Origin of the sequence: Massilia sp. DD77, from assembly GCF_036961685.1 — a bacterium.
Classification (GTDB): Bacteria; Pseudomonadota; Gammaproteobacteria; order Burkholderiales; family Burkholderiaceae_D; genus Telluria.
Map to the genome: position 1 here is coordinate 67,452 of NZ_JBAMDH010000011.1, position 18,192 is coordinate 85,643.

The 18,192-nt window shown below is 64.6% G+C and carries 14 protein-coding genes; 5 read left to right on the forward strand and 9 right to left on the reverse strand.

All coding sequences use genetic code 11. From position 1 onward, the window contains the following. Positions 1-12: 12 nt before the first annotated feature. Positions 13-246, reverse strand: coding sequence for a hypothetical protein (locus tag V7778_RS08275; protein WP_335553699.1), 234 nt, complete (start codon positions 244-246; stop codon positions 13-15). Positions 247-291: 45 nt separating this feature from the next. On the opposite strand from V7778_RS08275, the gene V7778_RS08280 reads away from it, so the two are divergent. From V7778_RS08280 to V7778_RS08300, 5 genes are all read left to right on the forward strand, one after another. Next, a complete protein-coding gene (locus V7778_RS08280; protein ID WP_335553703.1) occupies positions 292-3,618 on the forward strand; it encodes a TIM-barrel domain-containing protein in 3,327 nt (1,108 codons plus the stop codon). A gap of 93 nt (positions 3,619-3,711) precedes the next feature. Beyond that, a complete protein-coding gene (locus V7778_RS08285; RefSeq protein ID WP_335553706.1) occupies positions 3,712-5,073 on the forward strand; it encodes a Gfo/Idh/MocA family protein in 1,362 nt (453 codons plus the stop codon). A 47-nt stretch (positions 5,074-5,120) separates the two neighbouring features. Further along, a complete protein-coding gene (locus tag V7778_RS08290; protein WP_335553709.1) occupies positions 5,121-6,419 on the forward strand; it encodes a DUF3472 domain-containing protein in 1,299 nt (432 codons plus the stop codon). Between the two features lie 34 nt (positions 6,420-6,453). After that, positions 6,454-9,438, forward strand: coding sequence for a TonB-dependent receptor plug domain-containing protein (locus V7778_RS08295; RefSeq protein WP_335553711.1), 2,985 nt, complete (start codon positions 6,454-6,456; stop codon positions 9,436-9,438). Positions 9,439-9,555: 117 nt separating this feature from the next. After that, positions 9,556-10,170: a TetR/AcrR family transcriptional regulator gene (locus V7778_RS08300; RefSeq protein ID WP_335553714.1), complete on the forward strand. Its 615-nt coding sequence runs from the start codon at positions 9,556-9,558 to the stop codon at positions 10,168-10,170. A gap of 229 nt (positions 10,171-10,399) precedes the next feature. Here the strand turns inward: V7778_RS08300 and V7778_RS08305 are convergent, their stop codons facing one another. The 8 genes from V7778_RS08305 to V7778_RS08340 all read right to left on the reverse strand — a co-directional run bounded on the left by V7778_RS08305 (position 10,400) and on the right by V7778_RS08340 (position 18,181). Continuing rightward, complete coding sequence (locus tag V7778_RS08305) at positions 10,400-11,185, reverse strand: alpha/beta fold hydrolase (protein WP_335553716.1); 786 nt, start codon at positions 11,183-11,185, stop codon at positions 10,400-10,402. Positions 11,186-11,383: 198 nt separating this feature from the next. After that, the gene (locus tag V7778_RS08310) at positions 11,384-12,628 is read right to left on the reverse strand and encodes a b-glycosidase (RefSeq protein ID WP_335553719.1); all 1,245 of its coding nucleotides are present in this window, start codon (positions 12,626-12,628) and stop codon (positions 11,384-11,386) included. A 189-nt stretch (positions 12,629-12,817) separates the two neighbouring features. Beyond that, on the reverse strand, positions 12,818-13,222 hold the full coding sequence (locus V7778_RS08315) for an FKBP-type peptidyl-prolyl cis-trans isomerase (RefSeq protein ID WP_335553722.1): 405 nt from the start codon (positions 13,220-13,222) through the stop codon (positions 12,818-12,820). A gap of 326 nt (positions 13,223-13,548) precedes the next feature. After that, the gene (gene pagP, locus V7778_RS08320) at positions 13,549-14,136 is read right to left on the reverse strand and encodes a lipid IV(A) palmitoyltransferase PagP (protein WP_335553725.1); all 588 of its coding nucleotides are present in this window, start codon (positions 14,134-14,136) and stop codon (positions 13,549-13,551) included. Between the two features lie 239 nt (positions 14,137-14,375). Next, a complete protein-coding gene (locus V7778_RS08325) occupies positions 14,376-14,663 on the reverse strand; it encodes a hypothetical protein (RefSeq protein ID WP_335553728.1) in 288 nt (95 codons plus the stop codon). A gap of 1,188 nt (positions 14,664-15,851) precedes the next feature. Next, positions 15,852-16,937: an NAD(P)H-dependent flavin oxidoreductase gene (locus tag V7778_RS08330; RefSeq protein WP_335553731.1), complete on the reverse strand. Its 1,086-nt coding sequence runs from the start codon at positions 16,935-16,937 to the stop codon at positions 15,852-15,854. Between the two features lie 3 nt (positions 16,938-16,940). After that, positions 16,941-17,540 carry an HD domain-containing protein gene (locus V7778_RS08335; protein WP_335553733.1) on the reverse strand — a complete coding sequence of 200 codons (600 nt, stop codon included), beginning with the start codon at positions 17,538-17,540 and terminating at the stop codon, positions 16,941-16,943. After that, positions 17,537-18,181: a glutathione S-transferase family protein gene (locus tag V7778_RS08340; protein WP_335553736.1), complete on the reverse strand. Its 645-nt coding sequence runs from the start codon at positions 18,179-18,181 to the stop codon at positions 17,537-17,539. The genes V7778_RS08335 and V7778_RS08340 overlap by 4 nt, the downstream gene beginning before the upstream one ends. Positions 18,182-18,192 lie beyond the last annotated feature (11 nt).

An 18,192-nucleotide genomic window follows, 5' to 3' on the forward strand; every position in this document is an offset into this window, starting at 1 on the left:
AGTTTTCGAAAGTCAAATACGAAAGTAAAACGAAAGATGTGCGACCATTTTCATGCTTGAGAAGATGGATCGATGCATATCGTATGGCCGGTTGGGGCCCGTGGTGGCCTGCGGTCGGTAGTTATTCGAAAGAATGTGTGCCTGTTTTTCGGTAAAACGAAAGATTTTTGCGGTCGTTTTCGTGATCTGTCGAACTTTTTTGCATTTTTTCTTTCCTTTTTGTTGACCTCCTTTGTTTTTGTTCATACATTATCCTCATCAAATCGCAAAACGATCCGAAAGACCTTGTCCATGAAGCACGCATCCTCCCTGCAACGTTCCCTGGCCCTGTCCCTGCTGGCCCTGGCTGTCTCCTCGGCCTATGCGGCACCGGTCGGTAACCTGCGCACGGTCAGCGCCGGCCAGGCCGACGGCCCATCCTGGGACCTGGTCCTGGACTCCGGCGCCCGCGTCCGGGTCAGCCTGCCGCGTGCGGATGTGCTGCGACTCCAGGCCGGCCGCAAGGCGCTGACGGGCCCCGGCGACAAGGCCGCACCGATCGTGGTCGCCACCGCCGCGAGCGATGTGCAGCACGAATTCAAGGAAGAGAACGGCCAGCTGGTCCTGCGCACCGAGGCCCTGACCCTGCGCGTCGACCGCAAGCCGCTGCGCTTCACCCTCTACCGCGCGGGCGAGACCCAGCCCCTGTGGCGCGAGCTGCAGCCGCTCGACCTGGGCGACAAACGGAGCGTGCAGGTGCTCTCCAGCGACAAGGCCGAGCGCTTCTTCGGCGGCGGCCAGCAGAACGGCCGCTTCGAATTCAAGGGCCGCGAACTGCCGGTCTCGTATTCGGGCGGCTGGGAAGAGGGCGACCGCCCGAACCCGGCGCCTTTCCTGATGAGCTCACGCGGCTGGGGCATGCTGCGCAACAGCTGGGCCGACGGCAACTACGACCTGCGCGAAGATAACCAGGCCACCCTGCAGCACGCCGAGGAACGCTTCGACGCCTATTACTTCGTCGGCACATCGATGCACGAAGTGCTGGCCCGCTATACCGAATGGACCGGCCGCGCACGCATGCTGCCGCGCTGGGCCCTCGAATACGGCGACGCCGACTGCTACAACGATGGCGACAACGTCAAGAAGCCGGGCACGGTGCCGCGTGGCTGGAGCGACGGCCCCAGCGGCAAGACCCCCGACGTGGTCGACAGCGTGGCGCGCAAGTACCGCGAACACGACATGCCGGGCGGCTGGATCCTGCCCAACGACGGCTATGGCTGCGGCTACACCGCCTTGCCCGACACCGTGCAGGGCCTGTCCAGGCTGGGCTTCCGCACCGGACTGTGGACCGAGAACGGCGTCGACAAGATCGCCTGGGAAGTCGGCCAGGCCGGCAGCCGCGTGCAGAAGCTCGACGTGGCCTGGACCGGCAAGGGCTACCAGTTCTCGCTCGACGCGAATAAATCCGCCTACGACGGCATCCTGAACAACTCCAGCAGCCGCCCCTTCATCTGGACCGTCATGGGCTGGGCCGGCACCCAGCGCTACGCCGTGGCCTGGACCGGCGACCAGAGCGCCAGCTGGGACTACATCCGCTGGCATGTGCCGACCCTGATCGGGTCCGGCCTGTCGGGCCAGGCCTATGCCACCGGCGACGTCGACGCCATCTTCGGCGGCAGCCCCGAAACCTATACCCGCGACCTGCAGTGGAAGAGCTTCACGCCGGTCCTGATGGGGATGTCGGGCTGGTCGGCCAGCGCGCGCAAGCACCCGTGGTGGTTCGACGAGCCGTATCGCAGCATCAACCGCCGCTACCTCAAGCTCAAGATGCGGCTCACCCCTTATATGGTCAACCTGACGCGCGAGGCCGAGGAAACCGGCGCGCCGATCGTGCGCGGCCTGATGTGGGACAACCCGCAGGACCCGGCCGCGCTGCGCGAGACGCATAAATACCAGTTCCTGCTGGGCCGCGACCTGCTGGTGGCCCCGGTCTACCGCAGCCAGGCCGTCAGCGGCGGCTGGCGCAAGGGCATCCACCTGCCGCAGGGCCGCTGGCTGGATTACTGGGACGGCCGCCAAGTGACGGCGGACGCGCAGGGCAGGGACATCGACCTGCAGGTCGGCCTCGACAAGCTGCCCGTCTTCGTGCGCGCCGGCGCGATCGTCCCGATGTATCCCGAGATGCTGTACGACGGCCACAAGCCGAAGGACAGGCTGACCCTTGATCTGTATCCGCAGGGCGAGTCCACCTATACCTTGTACGAGGACGACGGCGTCACCCGCCGTTACCAGCAGGGCGCCTTCAGCCGCCAGACCATCGCCATGCGCGAATCCCAGGGCAAGGTGGAAGTCGCGATCCATCCGGTGCAGGGCAGCTACGACGGCCAGGAAGCCCAGCGCGGCTACAGCCTGCGCCTGCCGAGCCGCCAGCGCCCCGCCAGGGTGCTGATCGGGACCGCGGCCCTGAAGGAGTCCGCCAGCCGCGCCGACTTCGAGGCGACCGACGCGGGCTGGTACTTCGACAGTACCGAGCGCCTCGGCAGCGTGCACGTGAAGGCGCCGAAGCAGGACATCCGCCAGCCGCTGGGCTTCACGCTCGAAGGCATCGTCCAGGCGGTAAACGACGACACCTTCCCGACGGCGCCGGCCCAGGGCCGCGCCCTGCCGCCGGACGCGATGATCGTGGTGAACCGCCCGGCCGAGGAACCGGGCCATCCGATGGAAAACGCCTTCGACGGCAAGCTTGACACCTGGTTCCGCACGGTGCGCAGCCAGGCGGTCAAGAGCGGCGCCCACGAATGGGTGATCGGCTTCACCGAGCGCCGCCTGGTGGACGGCATCGAGATCGCCCCGCGCAGCGACGCCAACTGGAAGCATGGCCAGGTGCGCGACTACGAGGTCTACCTCGCCGACAGCAATGGCGAGTGGGGCGCACCGGTCAAGCGCGGTCAGCTCACCCTGTCCAAGGACAGGCAGAGCATCGCCTTCCCGGCCAGCGCCGGCCGCCTGCTGCGCTTCCGCGTGCTGAGCACCCAGAACCCGGACGGCAGCGGCGCGGCATCCACCGACCCGATGGTGACCGCAGTATCGGGCGACGGGGTGGGCAACGTTGCGGCACGCGCCTTCGACGCCGCGGCCCCGGCCGAGGTGGCGCCGATCACCTTGTCCGAGTTCCGCATCCTCGAACACCCGGTGCCGGAAGGCCAGGAACTGCGGCGCTACTTGAGTGAGCTAAGCCTGCCGAAAGGCCTGGGCCGCGACAAGCCTGCAGGGAAGGGCAGCGAGATGCGCATGAACGGCTTGCGCTTCAACAAGGGCGTTGGCATGGGCCCGTCCGGGCGCCTCGACCTGCAGCTGGGCGGCAACTGGCGCCTGCTGCGCGCCGACCTGGGCGTGGACGACAGCTGTCGCGCCGCGGGCGGCCTGCGCTTCCAGGTCTGGAGCGGCGAGCGCATGCTCTACGACAGCGGCCTGGTGAAGGCGCCGGCCGTGGTGAAACCCGAGATCGACGTACGCGGACTGGGCCAGCTCAGCCTGCGGACACTGGGAGCATCCGGTCCCCAGCCGGCCCGAACGTGCGGCAACTGGGCCAACGCCGCCTTGATCGGCACGGAAGGCGCCACGGTCAAGCCCCGCTAAGCCTTCATCACCAACAACAGTGACGCCAGCCCCCCTCCTGGAGCGGGGAGGGCCCCTTACATCCTTCGATTTGCTACAGGACGGAATACGATTATGAAACGACGCAATTTTCTCTCCCTCGGTTCGGCGCTGGCAGGCAGCGCGCTTTACACCGGCGCCATGTCCGGCGCCGCGGCGGCGACGCGCGACCGGGTGCGGATCGGCATGATCGGCACCGGCATGCGCGGACAGGTACTGCTGCGCGAACTGGTGCGTCGCGACGACGTCGAGGTGGTGGCGCTGTGCGACATCGAGCCGATCATGCTGGGGCGCGCGGTGGACATGGTGACCAAGGCCGGCAAGCCGCGTCCCGCCACCTTCGGGGAAAACGGCCACAGCCTGGACTACCGTCGCATGCTCGATGCGGCCAAGCTCGATGGCGTGATCATCGCCACGCCCTGGGAATGGCATGCGCCGATGGCGATCGAGGCAATGCGGGCCAAGGTGCCGGTGGGCTGTGAAGTAGTGGCCGGCGTCACCCTGCAGGACCATTGGGACGTGCTCGACGCCCAGATCAAGACCGGCACGCCCTACATGCTGCTCGAGAACGTGTGCTACCGGCGCGATGTGCTGGCCGTGCTGCGCATGGTGCGCTCCGGCCTGTTCGGCGACCTGGTGCACCTGCAGGGCGGCTACCAGCACGACCTGCGCGCCGTGAAGTTCAACAGCGGCGACCCGGCCAAGCCCTATGGCGGCGGCGTCGAGTTCGGCCAGAAGGGCTGGTCCGAAGCGCGCTGGCGCACCGAGCACTCGGTGCGCCGCAACGGCGAGCTGTATCCGAGCCATGGCATCGGCCCCATCGCCATGTACACCAACATCAACCGCGGCAACCGCTTCACCCGCATCAACGCTTTCGCCAGCAAGGCGGCGGGCCTGCACGACTATGTGGTGCGCCAGGGTGGCAAGGAGCACCCGAATGCGAAAACCCGTTTCAGCCTGGGCGACATCGTCACCACCACGCTGTCCTGCGACAACGGCGAGACCATCATCCTGCAGCACGACACCTCGCTGCCGCGCCCGTATTCCCTGGGCTTCCGGGTGCAGGGCACGCGTGGCCTGTGGATGGACCTGAACCGTTCGGTGCACGTGGAAGGCGTCAGCAAGCCCCACGAATGGGACGACTTCAAGCCGTGGCAGGACAAGTACGAGCACCCGCTGTGGCGCAAGCATGGCGAACGCGCGGCCGGTGCGGGCCACGGCGGCATGGACTTCTTCGTGATCCACGCCTTCATCGAAGCGCTGAAGGAAAGCGCCCCGATGCCCATCGATATCTACGACGCGATCAGCTGGAGCGCGATCACGCCGCTGTCCGAGCAGTCGATCGCCCTCGGCTTCCAGACACTCGACTTCCCCGACTTCACGGGCGGCGCCTGGCGCACCCGCAAGCCGATCTTCGGATTCGACGACCGCTACTAAACGCGCAGTAGAACCTTCAGGCAGTTCCACATAATCAGGAGATCTTGATGAAAACCACGATGCTGTTGTTGAGTGCCAGCGCCCTTGCCCTGCTGGGCTGCGGCGATGTCCAGAGCCAGACCGGAGCGGCCATGAGCGCCACCGCGTCGAAGAAGGCGGTCGTCGCCGCGCCATTGAACGTGGCCCTGGCGGGCAATGCCTTCGTCACCACCGCGGGCGCGGGCGCGACGGAAACGATTACCTCCAACGGCCTGGCCAACTGGACCGATCCGTCCACAGTCACCAGCATCTGGTTCCGGATGGCGCAGGCGGGCAGTGCCACCATCGGCCTGGACGCCAGCCTGGCCGGCGGCAAGAGCAGCACCGTGCGGGTCACCGTCAACGGCTCGCCCTTCGAGGTCAAGCTGAGCAAGGGCCCGAAGAAGACCTATACCGTCGGCACGCTGGAGCTGCCCGCCGGTTATATCAAGGTCGACCTTCAAGGTGTGAGCAAGGACGGCGGCTACTTCGGCGACGTTGCCGGCCTGACCGTGAACACGGCGGCCGCCGTCAACTATGCCAACGACGCGGCCAACTACTACTGGTCGCGCCGCGGACCCTCGGTCCACCTGGGTTTCTCGGTGCCGGCCAACACCGAGTACTTCTACAGCGAATTATCCGTGCCGGTGGGGCAGGATGCGATCGGCTCCTACTACATGGCCAACGGTTTCAACGGCGGCTACTTCGGCATCCAGGTCAACTCGCCCTCCGAGCGCCGCGTGCTGTTCTCTATCTGGGACGCCGACAACGGCGCCAAGACCACCCTGGTGAGCAAGGGCGCGGGCGTGGTCGACAACGGCTTCGGCGGCGAAGGCACGGGCGGCCAGTCCTACCTGCTCTACAACTGGGTGGCGGGGAATACCTACCGCTTCGTCACCCGCACGCGCCCCGATGGCGCGGGCGGCACCGACTTCTCGGCATGGTTCTTCGCACCGGAACTGGGCAGCTGGCGCTATATCGCCACCTGGAAGCGCCCGGCGACCACCACTTACCACGCGGGCGTGTACTCCTTCCTCGAGAACTTCATCGACACCAAGGGCTACCTGGGCCGCCTGGCCGAATACGGCAACCAGTGGGCGCGCTCGACCAACGGCGCCTGGACGGAGATCACGACGGCGCGCTTCACCGGCGACGCGACCGCGGCGAACGCCCAGCGCATGGACTACGCGGGCGGACTGCGTGGCAGTGGCTTCTACCTGCGCAACGGCGGCTTCTTCAGCGACTACGTGCAGATCAACCAGAACTTCACCCGGCCGGCGCTGGGCGCCGCGCCCGGCGTGGACGTGAACGCGCTGCCCGTGCAGTAAGCAACACACAAACACAATTACAAAAGGAGAGGCAATGAAACTCAAGACACTGATCGCCGCGCTGGCGGCTGCGGGCATGGCATCGGGCGCACTGGCGGCCGGCCAGGTGGACGACAAGACGGCGAGCACCGCCGACGGCAAGCCGGAAAAGATGGCGCGGGTCGAGGTGACCGGTTCCAGCCTGAAGCGCATCAACGCCGAAACCGCGTCGCCGGTGCAGGTGGTGGACGCCAAGCAGATCGAGAACATGGGCGCGCGCACCCTGATGCAGGTACTGGACAACCTGCCGGCCGCGCGTCCGGCCCAGCAGGACTTCCGCTCGATGTTCACCGGCTCGGACGGCGGCTCGCAGGCCAACCTGCGCGGCCTGGGCGCCCAGGGCACCCTGGTGCTGCTGAACGGCCGCCGCCTGTCCTTCTATGGCGCGCCGTCCGGCTTCCAGACCATGTTCGTGAATATCGACGCGATTCCCGCGGCGGCCATCGAACGCATGGAGATCCTGACCGACGGCGCCTCGGCGGTGTATGGTTCGGATGCGGTGGCGGGTGTCATCAATGTCATCACCAAGAAGAACTACCAGGGCCTGGAAGCGCGCGCCAGTTACGACTCTTCCGCCGAAGTGAAGTCGTATGGCGAGAAGCAGGGCAGCCTGCTGTTCGGCACCGGCGACCTGGGCGAGGACGGCTACAACATCTACGGCTCGCTCAACGTCTACCAGCGCGACCGCATCGCGCTGGCCGATACCTACGACAAGCGCCCGGGCCACTTCTACGTCAACAACCCGAACTTCATCCCCAACTTCCGCATCGGCACCGGCAGCGAGCCGGGTGTGCTCAACCAGGGCACCTTCTTCGTCTTCGACCCCAGCCGCAACAACGCCCGCGTCCAGCGCGCCGTCGCCGGCTGCCCGACCGCGATCACCGAAGCCGCCGGCACCCGCTGCGTCTGGAACAACCTGCCGTACGCACTCGATACCGGCCCGACCTCGGACCGATTCACCGGCTACCTGGCCGGCCGCAAGCGCCTCGGCGGCGGCATGGAAGCGTTTGCGGAAGCGGCCTACACCCACATCCGCATGCGCGGCGAAAACGGCCCGCGCACCTTCAACAGCGGCAGCACCAGCAACTGGTTCTCGCGCAACACGGGCACGAAGCTGAACACCTTCGTGAACCCCTACCTCGGCCCGAACAACGTCTACCTGCAGGGCAGGCTGGACCCGGACATGGCCGCCAAGATGGGCGGCGCGGCCGGCCTGAACTACCTGATGCAGGATGCGGTCGGCCACTTCGGCCAGAAGAACGTCGACGACAGCTACCGCGCCCTGGCCGGCCTGCGCGGCACCGTGTTCGGCGACTGGGAGTTCGAGACCGCGCTGAGCGTAGCGGGCAGCCACTCGACCCTGTACCAGACCGTCAACATCAACACCGCCGGCTTCGCCAAGGCTTTCGGCCCGTTCACGACCGATCCGGCGACCGGCCGCACCTATATCGCGGACAACCCGGCGTACAAGTTCGGCGAGATCAGCGAGGCCAACGCGGCCTTGCTGCGCGAAGCCTACCCGACCTTCGACATCCAGTCCTGGACCAGGCTGATCACCTGGGACGGCAAGGTCGAGGGCACCTTGATGAAGATCGGCGACCGCGAGGTGCGCGCCGCCTTCGGCGCCAACCTGATGCGCGAGAGCTTCGATACGCCCGGCAACACCGACGCGGCCAACGGCCTGATCACCCAGCAGGGCGGTTCCTGGTTCGACGGCGAGCGCACCATCGCGGCCGTGTTCGGCGAAGTGGTGGTGCCGGTGACCGACAAGCTCGAAATCAACGCCGCCGCGCGCCTGGACAAGTACCCGAACTTCAGCGCCAACCTGGCGCCGAAGATCGGCGTGGTCTGGCGCGCACGTCCTGAAGTGATGGTGCGCGGGACCTATTCGGAAGGCTTCCGCGCGCCCAACCTGGCCGAATCCGGCTCGGGCGGTGTGTTCGCCCAGGTGGGCGGCATCCGCGACACCGTGCGCTGCGACGAGACCAACGCCATCGCGCGCCTGTTGATGAAGTCGGCCGCCAGTACCGAGGTCGACCTGGGCCGCAGCCTGCTCAACTCGAACTGCTCGACCACGGTGGGCGGCCTGACGCCGCCGAACCCGGACCTGCAGCCCGAAAAGGCCAAGATCGCGACCCTGGGCCTGGTGCTGCAGCCGATTCGCGACGTCAGCGTCTCGCTCGACTACTGGATCGTCAACCGCCGCAACGAGATCGTGCGCCAGGACTTCAACCAGCTGTTCACCGAACTGGTCGACCAGCATGGCCCGGGCCTGGCCGGCACCGACAAGGCGATCCGTAACGCGCTGACCGACGCCGACCGCGCCAACATGGCGGCGGTGGCCACCATGTGCGCCAATCCGGCCAACGCGGCGGCCTGCGCCGGCGGCCTGCCGACCTACTCGGTGGGCAACCTGGGCGGCTTGATCAACTCCTACCTGAACCGCGGCCGCACCCTGGTCGACGGCCTCGACATCGATGCGCGCACCCGCATCGGCCTGGGCGAGTGGGGCAAGCTGAACACGGGCGTATCGGCGACCTTCCGCCGCCGCGAGATCTACAACTACGAGGACGGCAGCGGCTTCTCGGGCAACTACGTCGGCTTCTACGGTTCGCCGCGCCTGCGCGCCACCTTCAATGCCGATTGGGCCTACCGGGACTTCACGACCAGCCTGTTCGTGAACTTCACGGGCCGCACCAAGTGGGCCTACGACGGCGCCGACACCGACAACATCCCGGCCAACTGCACGGCCGCCGGCGTCTCGCTGCCGGAAGAGATGTGCGACCACGCGCCTTCGTACACGACCGTGAACCTGGGCTTCAACTGGAAGCCGATGAAGAACCTGAACCTGGGGCTCAACATCAAGAACGTGCTCGACAAGCGTCCGTACTACGATCCGAACGGCTGGGAAGGGTATAACCATAGCCAGAACCTGTTCGGGCGGCAGTTTGCGGTGTCGGCGAGCTACAAGTTCTGGTAAGGCAGGGTGAACGGAACCGTAGGGTTGGCGGCTTCGCCGCCAACCCTACGAAACGCGTCCGGCGCAACATCAACAAATATCGCTTGCGGTTTCGCACATGTGTGCTAAAGTGGCTGCATGAACACCACCGCCAAAAGCGAAGCCACCTACGCCACCATCGTCACCGCCGCCATGGACATGGCCGCCGCCGAAGGCATCGGCAAGCTGTCGCTGGGCGAACTGTCCAAGCGCACCGGCATCAGCAAGAGCGGCATCTTCTCCCGCGTCGGCTCGCTCGAGGCCTTGCAGGGCGCGGTGCTGGATGAATACGACCGCGTCTTCGCCGAGGAAGTCTTCCTGCCGGCGCTGAAGGCGCCCAAGGGATTGCCGCGCCTGGTGAAGCAGGTGGACCTGTGGCTCAAGCGGATCGGCAGCGACAGCTCGCGCGGCGCCTGCCTGTATACAGCGGGCGCTTTCGAGTTCGACGACGTGCCCGGCCCGCTGCGCGACCGGCTCGAAGCAGGGGTGGTGCGCTGGCGCGCCTCGCTGCGCAAGACGGTGCTGCAGGCGATCGAAGTGGGCCACCTGCGGCCGGATACCGATCCCGAACAGCTGGTGTTCGAGATCTACAGCTTGATCATCGGGATGATGCACGACGTGCGCTTCCTGCGGGGCGACGCCACGGCGCGCCGGGTGCAGCGGGCCTTCAACCGCCTGATTTCGACCTACAAGAGTTTCAACGACCTGGAATAACAGCGGGTAGCAGCAACAATGCGGTGGGTCATGCCCACCATTTTTTGGAGTTCATTTCGCACACTTGTGCGAAATGGTGTGTGAGCAAGGAGAACATCATGTCGAACCTTTGGTTGCTGGCGCTGCCTTTCGGCGGCTTCGTCTGGTACGTGCTGGGCGGGATCATGCGCATCGTCCCGAAATCCAACGACGATTTCACCTTCTTCTGAAGCCGCCGGCAGGCGGGCTTTTACTTCGCGCCGGCCGCGGTCTCGATCAGCGCGGCCACCGCTTGCGGGTGCGAAGTCATCACGACGTGCGACGCGCCGGGGACGACCACGGTCTTGCGCGAGTGGGCGCGTTCCGCCATGAAGCCCAGGGCGGCGGCCGGGATGTTCTTGTCGCCGCTGCCGTAGATGAAGTAGGACGGCAGCTTCTTCCAGGCCGGCGCGCCCGACTTTTCGGTCAGCGCGGCTTCGGCGATCGGACGCTGGGCCACGGCCATCAGCTCCGCCTCGGCCTTCGGCACGTCGGCCGCGAACTGCTGGTGGAACTTCTCTTGCTGGATGTAGAAGTCCTTGCCGCCGCCAGGCAGGGCCACCGGTTCCGCCAGCGCCTGGCCGAGCGTGCCGCCCGGATAGCGTCCCGACAGTTCGAGGGCGGTCTCGCCGGCTTCCGGCGCGAAGGCTGCGACGTAGACCAGGCTCTTCACGTTGGCGTTGCCGTTCGCGGCGGCCGAGATGACGGAGCCGCCGTAGGAATGGCCGACCAGCACGACCGGGCCTTTGACGCTCTTGACGATGTTGGACACGCTGTCGGCATCGCTCTGCACGCTGCGCAGGGGATTGGCGGCGCCGATGACCCGGTAGCCGTCCGCGCGCAGGGTGGCGGCTACGCCGTTCCAGCTGGTGGCGTCGGCGAAGGCGCCATGCACCAGGATGACGGTCGGCTTGACGGCTGCCGCGGGAGCCGCCTGCGCGCCGGCGGCGGCGCCAGCGAAGGAGAGGGCCAAGGCGAAGTGTTGGAGGGCTTTCATGGTGTGTCCTTTCGATGTTTGTAGTTGGCTATTAAATAGCGTGCTATATAAATGCGCTGCTGAAACGGGTAAGGTGCTGCCTTCTTCACTGGAAGCCGCTTGTGCGACATCCATGTGCTCAATATAAATCGCGCAATATTAAATAGCAAGCGATTTATTGTACGAGTTTGTATCCGGGACGGAGCCGGGTGTCGATGATCAGGACCAGTCCTTGTCCGCCTGCATGTTGAGGCGGTGCGCCGCGTCGATCACGTCCTGCAGTTCGACCGGGTCGCTGAACGGATCCTGGTCCAGTTCGGTAACCCGGTTCAGTTCCTTCTGCCAGCGGCGCAGTTCGTCGACCAGTTGCTGGTTCGGCACGCGCTTCAGGTCGCCGTTCTCCTCGATCACGTCGCAGATGCCGTTGCGCACCCATTCGCCGGTATGCCAGTCCGGCATGTCGACGGCGGGGAAGAGGCAGATCCCCTGCAGGTCGATGCCTCGGTCCACCGCGGCCAGCGCTTCCCCCATCACATCCCTGAGCCAGTCCGCGCGGCCATGGCCCAGGCCGCTGGTTTCGCCGATGATGATCGGCCGCTGATAGCGCTTCCAGACCGTCTCCAGCATGTCGCACAGCGGCGCGATGCGGTCGTCTCCGGGCGGCAGCGGCGCATGCGGTCCTTTTTCGCGGTATTCCATCTGGCCGAAGGAATAGGCGTTGGCGCCGACGATATCGAGGATCTCGGGCGAGCCGCCGAACTCGGGATGCTCGCGTCCGCCGATGATGTCCCAGGCCAGGAAGGTGTCGACGAAGGTCTCGTGGCGCGCGGCCTCTGCCTGGTCGGGACGGTCGCGCGGCGGCACCACCCACACCAGCGGATCGACGTGCACCATGCGCGCCTCCGGATCGACTTCGCGGATCGCCTTCACGCCGGCGATCGCGGCCCGGCACAGCGCCAGCAGCAGGCGCATCCGGTCTTCGCGGCTGCAGCGGTAGGGCGCGGCCCAGCCCCATTCGCCGGCGCAGAAGGAGAAGAAGGTGATCTCGTTGATTGGCGTGAAGAAATGCGGGCCGCGGGTCTTCGGCAGCACGTATTCCGCGGCGGCGCGGCAGTATCGCGCGAAGCGCTCGACGAAGGCGTCGGAGAACGGGTCGAGGTCGTCCGGATAGCCGTAGTGGCAGAGGTCCCAGATCGGGATGACCTTGGACGCGTTCATGGCGTCGATGAAGGGATCGACGCAGGAGAAATCATAGCCGCCGCCTTTGTCCACCATGGGCCAGGGAATGCCTTCGCGGGCCACGGCGATGCCCAGCCGGTTCAGGATGCGGTAGTCTTCGGCGGCATGGCGGTCGTGGCCGGTCTCCGCCACCAGGTTGCGCCGCACGCCGTCGCCCCAGTAGAAGGTGGAGCATTCGAAGCCGGACAGGAAGAAGGTGGGAAAGATCCCCGGACGCTGTGCCATGCAGACTCCTTTCGGTTTCCACTACGCCGCCGGTGAATTGGCGGCATCGAGGCACTAGGATGCCATGAGTCCGGTATTGCTGTTCAGGTGATGCGTGCGTGGAATTTACGGCTAGAAATTGGCATGCCCGGGGAGGCCGCGGGACAGCGGAAGGCGTTCAGGCGAGGAGCCGCCCGAACGCCCGGGTGTTCAACGTACGTCCAGCAGCTCGACGTCGAAGATCAGGTTGGCATTGGGCGGAATCGGGCCCGCGCCGTCGGCGCCGTAACCCATTTCTGGTGGCAGGATCAGGGTGCGCTTGCCGCCCACCTTCATGCCCTGCACGCCGACATCCCAACCCTTGATGACCTGGCCGCCGCCGACCTGGAAGCTGAACGGCTCGCGTCCCTGCGACGAGTCGAACTGCGCGCCGTGCTGCGACGGGGCGCTCGGATCGAACAGCCAGCCCGTGTAGTGGACCACGGCAGTCGAGCCGGCGGTCGCTTCCTTGCCGGTGCCGGGCACGGTGTCGATCTGTTGCATGGCGACGGCGTTGGCCGCGGCGGCCGGTTTCGGGGCCTCGGCGCGCTTGCAGGCGGCTACGCTGAGCGTCATCGTCAGTCCAAGAATGCAGTGGGAAAGCAGCTTTTTCAAATTGGTCTCTCGTAGTGGTTAGAGGAAGAATGGATGCCGCCGGAGCATACATGGCGATTGATCGCAATACAACCTATGCGCGGACAGACCGTCACCGGGGCCGTAAGCGCCCCGAAGCGGACATGACTGTCAACACTGGCGCGCTCAACCTACAGGCGGCTAGCGGGCATTCCGTAGCCGGGTTGCGATACCAATGGCGAAACGTGTGTGCGGAGGACCGGAAGCCCTTTGTTTTTGTGCCGACATTGGACGGACTGGTGCATGAGGTACTCTAAAACAGGGGGAGATTACCAATTAGGCAATGTGTACTTCCCAAAAATGAAGAACAGGTTACCTGTATTGCGTCTACCCGGCGCGAACGTGGTCATTAGCGATAAACGGCCGACCTCAACGGACACTAAGGGAAGTGCTCCGGGAATAGGTAGGTAGTGCCCCACATCGTGGCGTGCCGTAATGAATGCGGTGTAACCAAAATTAAATGATGCTGCGCCCACTCGAGCAAGCGGATAAAGCCGGGCATAGCCCACAACTGGCTCAACTTTGAAATACGAATCCTTGAAAGCCATCGCATAGAGTCCGTGCCATCCGCCCTGTGCATCCTTGAAGCTGCGGCCATAGCCGAGGCCGAATGTGGCCTCATTGAAGGACGCCAGCCTCTGTGGGCTGTAAGCGTGCCGTAGGTGGTGCGTATGCATCGGCAGATACATATCCGTATCGCCCTCGTTCCAGATGCGTGCAAGCTCTGAAGCCACGGCGCTTTTGAACGAAGAGTTCGGGTCTGATTCCGCGGCGAATACGTGCGCTGTGCCACTCATGGCGAAAAGCACGGTAAGCAAAAATCGATTCATCGAGACTGGCCAGTGTTTGATCTTCAACCACCTGTAGAGCCGCAGCTTGAACCTATGGCCGGGTGGACACGCCCAAGACTTGTAGCAGCTGTACGTGGCAGTTCAACTGCATGCAGAAGCTTTACATGTTTTACGCAGGTCAGCAGGACGCAAAGAAGGAGGTCCCGTTCCTCATTGTCGATGCGGACTGTCTGTTTCTGGTCGGTTGCGGCCTTCCAGTGCATCACGGCTTTCGACTCGAAGCGGACGACCGCGGCTTAAAACTGCTAGCTCGTCTTTTTGGAGTCAGTGATTTTCAATCCATTAGCCTTCACAAAAATGTCCGACTTCCCGACAGTGATCGTTCCGGCTTGCTCTGCAGCTCGCACATAGTCAACGATGTCCGCTAGTGGCAGAGGAATGTCTTGCCACATTTCGTCGATCCCCAAATTGCTGTCCCAGCCAAACATGAGAATCGCAGACCCTGTGCCTTCGGCTGCTGCGACTTGGCAAAAGGAAGACAACTCTTCGAGAAGCACGGCAGGCTCGACTGACTGAGTACGGTATTCAACCATCGCGATTGTTTCTCCTTTCGGCCGCATCTTTGAGCGTGACCGTCCGCTTCTGGCCGGAGGCGGCCGTTCAGCTCAGCATAACAGGTACTCAGCGCCGAAAAATCGCGGACTGTTACGAAGGGCAGGAACCGAACCATTACGGACGGTCGGCGCAGCGCGATAGATAGGGTCTAGTCGCACGTATGGAACTGCATCATTGCCTGTATCTCAGACCGATCCATCGTCAAGTCGACCTTGAATGGCGTATTATCCGAGCTGCATATTACTAGCGAACGCTCATCCCACCCACTCAACTGGAATCCAGCAAGAACCTTGACGACGTTCGCGCTCGACTTCGGAGCCGACCCTAGAGTGGATACGCACTGCTCGTAGTGAGGCCCCGATCCAACCAAGCCGGAACTGTCCATAGCTGGCTCCAACCATTCCTCACGCCACAACATTTTGCTACGAGCTACGGTAAAGGGCACGTCCAACGCGGTCCACGTCAAGGGATACGCTAACGATACGCGATATAGGCAGATTGGGAACACCTCAAACCATTTCCCTACTGACTCCTCCTCCACAGCGAAAGCAATAACTTCTTCGTTGTCGAATCGAAGCGCAGCGAAACTGTACTCCGAGTGAAAGGCGTAGACGGTGCGACCCTCAAGCTTGGGCAGGCTGTCATAGCAACTGACTATGCTTGAATATGGAATCTGTTCATTGGGCATGATTGTATTTCTTACTCTGCGTAGTCGCGAACGGCCACTCTTAGCCAATTGCGAACCTATTGTAGCGTCCACTGACGACCCGAAGCGGACCTCAAGGGGGCGTTGCCAAGCCCTTGCGAACCCTCATCCATATCCATGCGCAAGCGCCCAGTGCACCGGTTGTAAATCCGGCGCCCCCAGCGGCTGCAACGGATATTGGTTGAATCGGAATGCCTCCCCCAAGCAAGGCATTGAGAACGAAATAGGTCACGACAAACATCGCTGCCAAGATAGCGCCCATCCTGCCTGCACGCGCTCCGGCATATCGCCATCGCTTTATGCACAGCGCCCAGACGATCCCAGCCCCTACTAACGGGCTAATGACGGCGCAGAACAGGGAGACCAAAGCGAGTAAAAAGGAAAATGGCACGCCGCACTCCACTGGTTGATCACTTCGAAGCTTGAACGTCCGCTTCCGGCCGATAGCTGACCTGCCTGACTACCTGAAGGGTCCTTCGATGAGCAATGAGGTCTCATTCATCAGCGCCGCCATCAGCGAACGGGCGTCCCGATGCTTGAGCAAGGGCGCCGACTGTCCGCACCATAGCGACATCAGGCCGGCACGGGCCTGCTCACTTGCAGCCTTCTTCATGATTCCGGTAAACCAGTTTTGCACCGGGTAGGGCGGCAGCTCCGCAGCATGCGGCTCCAGTTCGTCCATCAGCCGGTTATGGATGCCGCGCGCCAGCCTGCCGCTGAACACGCGCGTCAAGCCCGTGTGGCGGGCTTCGCGACTGAACAGCATCTCCCGATGCGTCGGGTTGGCATTCGATTCCTCGCAGGCGAGGAACGCGGTCCCGATCTGCACGCCTTCGGCGCCCAGGGTCAGCGCAGCGGCGATGCCGCGCCCATCGGCGATGCCGCCCGCCGCGATCACGGGAATACGAACGGCGTCGGCCACCTGCGGGACGAGGGCAAAGGTACCGCACAGCGATTCTTCCGCGCGGCGCAGGAAGGACACGCGGTGCCCGCCCGCTTCGAAACCGGTGGCGACGATCATGTCGACGCCGGCCTGTTCCAGGGCGATCGCTTCCTCCACCGTGGTCGCGGCGCCAAGGGTCGCGATGCCCAGTTCGCGGCAGCGCGCCAGCACATCGGACGAGGGAATCCCGAAGACGAAGCTGAACACTGCGGGACGCGCTTCGAGCACCGCCTCGATTTGCTTGGCGTAAGGCGGAGCAAACCGCGTTGGACGCTGCGGCGTGGGGATGCCCAGCTCCGTAAAGTAGGGCTCCAGTAATGCCGCATTGCGCGCGAATGCCGCATCATCGATCCGTGGGTCGTCTGAATCCTCCAGCGGGATCCATAGGTTCAACGCGAACGGACCCGAGGTGCGCGCGCGAATCTGGCTTGCGACCTCGCGGATGCCGTCCGCATCGAGATGATGCACGCCGAATGAGCCGAGGCCGCCGCTGTCACACACGGCAACGACCAGGTCGACGGACGAGATACCGCCGCCAAACGGCCCCTGGATGATGGGGGCGGCCAGGCCGAGGCGGCGTGCAACTTCAGTATTTTTCCACATGATTCAACTCTCCGATCTTGCCTCCGGACCGCTTGCCCCTGTCTTCATCCGCGCACGCGTATCGTCGTCCAGCAGCTGCCGGATCGCCGCGAACAGGGGCTGCGCCTGCGTATAACGCTGCCCGTACCCCAGGTTGAACGCATAATCGAAATCCGGCGGATTCTCGCCCTGGTTGTGCTGCAGGATGGTCTCGAGCTTGTCCATCGCCTTCACCGCCTGGGCTTCGGGCGTCGCCGCCGCCTCGTATTCCTCCCACAGCGCCAGCATCTCATGGCGCAGCGTGGGGTCGAGCGGGGCGGTGAGCTGGAGCAGGTCGTCCCGCTCCTGCGCGCTCTTGGCGGCGTGATCGACCTGAGCGATGGCCGGGATGTCGCCGTGGATGGCCTCGGCCAGGTCGTGGACCACGCACAGCTTCAGCACCTTCAGCATGTCCAGGCCGGCCAGGCCATCCTCGAAGACGAGCGCCATCAGGCACAAGCGCCAGGTATGTTCGGCGGTGCTCTCTGAGCGCCCGGCGGACGTATGGCCGCTGCGCAGCGTGTGCTTCAGCGACTCGGCCGCGCGCAGGAAGGCGAGCCTGGCGCGGATCGTCCCGTCGTTCATGCGCCCGCCGGTTTCCAGTCCGTGAGGCCTTCGATCTCGCACATCTTCTTCCAGCTCGGGCGCCCGAAGACGCGCAGCGCCAGCTCGTTCAGGCGCGGCCAGGTGGTGCCGGGGCGCGGCATGTTGCGCGCCCAGCGGATGTACATGGTCAGCTGGAGGTCGGCGCTGGAGAAGGTGTCGCCGAGCAGGTAGGGTCCATGCTCGGCCAGGTGGATGTCGATGCGCTCCAGCGTGGACTCGATCTGCCGGCGCAGGGCTTCGCGGGTGGCGTCCGTGTGCTCGGCCAGGCCGAGGTCCTTGGGATAGAACCAGAAGCGGTACAGCGTGCCCAGGTGGGTGGAGAGATGCACGCTCCACTTCATCCAGTCGGCGCGGGCGGGCGTGCCGGGCTTTGGCGCCAGGCCGGCTTCGGGATGGCGCTCGGCCAGCAGCATGACCATGGCCGCCGATTCCTGCATTACGACGCCGTCCACGATCATGGTCGGTACCACGCCGTTCGGATTGAGCTGCAGGTAGGCGCTGTCGTGCTGCTGGTCCTTGTCGATGTCGACCAGCTGCAGCTGGTGCGGCGCGCCGGTTTCCAGGAGCATCGCGTGGACCACCATGCTGGCGGCGCCCGGTGAGTAATGCAGTGTGACCATGCCGTCTCCCT

Coding starts and splice junctions, on each gene's coding strand:
- V7778_RS08275 (WP_335553699.1), bottom strand. CDS start 246: ATGAACAAAAACAAAGGAGGTCAACAAAAAGGAAAGAAAAAATGCAAA.
- V7778_RS08280 (WP_335553703.1), top strand. CDS start 292: ATGAAGCACGCATCCTCCCTGCAACGTTCCCTGGCCCTGTCCCTGCTG.
- V7778_RS08285 (WP_335553706.1), top strand. CDS start 3,712: ATGAAACGACGCAATTTTCTCTCCCTCGGTTCGGCGCTGGCAGGCAGC.
- V7778_RS08290 (WP_335553709.1), top strand. CDS start 5,121: ATGAAAACCACGATGCTGTTGTTGAGTGCCAGCGCCCTTGCCCTGCTG.
- V7778_RS08295 (WP_335553711.1), top strand. CDS start 6,454: ATGAAACTCAAGACACTGATCGCCGCGCTGGCGGCTGCGGGCATGGCA.
- V7778_RS08300 (WP_335553714.1), top strand. CDS start 9,556: ATGAACACCACCGCCAAAAGCGAAGCCACCTACGCCACCATCGTCACC.
- V7778_RS08305 (WP_335553716.1), bottom strand. CDS start 11,185: ATGAAAGCCCTCCAACACTTCGCCTTGGCCCTCTCCTTCGCTGGCGCC.
- V7778_RS08310 (WP_335553719.1), bottom strand. CDS start 12,628: ATGGCACAGCGTCCGGGGATCTTTCCCACCTTCTTCCTGTCCGGCTTC.
- V7778_RS08315 (WP_335553722.1), bottom strand. CDS start 13,222: ATGACGCTCAGCGTAGCCGCCTGCAAGCGCGCCGAGGCCCCGAAACCG.
- V7778_RS08325 (WP_335553728.1), bottom strand. CDS start 14,663: ATGGTTGAATACCGTACTCAGTCAGTCGAGCCTGCCGTGCTTCTCGAA.
- V7778_RS08330 (WP_335553731.1), bottom strand. CDS start 16,937: ATGTGGAAAAATACTGAAGTTGCACGCCGCCTCGGCCTGGCCGCCCCC.
- V7778_RS08335 (WP_335553733.1), bottom strand. CDS start 17,540: ATGAACGACGGGACGATCCGCGCCAGGCTCGCCTTCCTGCGCGCGGCC.
- V7778_RS08340 (WP_335553736.1), bottom strand. CDS start 18,181: ATGGTCACACTGCATTACTCACCGGGCGCCGCCAGCATGGTGGTCCAC.